The sequence below is a fragment of the Vibrio sp. 10N.239.312.C11 genome (assembly GCF_041466065.1).
GTDB lineage: Bacteria > Pseudomonadota > Gammaproteobacteria > Enterobacterales > Vibrionaceae > Vibrio > Vibrio tasmaniensis_A.
In genome coordinates this window covers 1-524 of record NZ_JBFSRZ010000127.1, presented here as the reverse complement: position 1 = coordinate 524, position 524 = coordinate 1, and the positions used below count along the sequence as shown (strand labels likewise).

At 34.4% G+C, this 524-nt stretch carries 1 protein-coding gene; it reads right to left on the bottom strand.

Features of this window, described 5'->3' with window-relative positions:
- The coding region (locus AB6D07_RS22895; protein ID WP_372140764.1) for a helix-turn-helix domain-containing protein at nucleotides 1-227 on the bottom strand (227 nt) is incomplete at its 3' end.
- Between the last annotated feature and the right edge of the window lie 297 nt (nucleotides 228-524).

Genomic DNA, 524 nt, shown 5'->3' with positions numbered 1-524 from the left:
TTACCCAAAATTTCAAAAGCTGAATCAATTGAAAACTTTGAAATTTTATTATTCATTAGATTACTAATTCTTGGCTGTGATACGCCAAGTTTTAATGATGCTTCTTTTTGTGTCCAACCGTTCTCCCTAATAATCTCACTTGCAATGATCATTAGCTTCACTTTTGTGGACAGCAAACTAAGTTCTACTGGATCTGAACTTAAAAGTTCTAAAGGACTTTTACTCATAAGCCAAACCTTGTTTTTTGTAAATAAATAGAATGCCTAAAAGTAGGCGCGGGAATTATACAAATGTTTGTATAAATCGCAAGGCCTAATATTGCACGCTAGCGTTACTTTTTCAATCCAAAATTTATGAAACATTAACGTTTGTGATTGTGATACCACCATCTCTGACAACTTGGTAATGATGGAATTGTAAATAAATTCAAACCCTAGCAGCCTTATTCGGTCCAAGATTCAGAAACAAAAAAGCCTCCCCAAAGGGAGGCTTTTTTGTTTGGAAAACTGATGACCGGTTAAAAG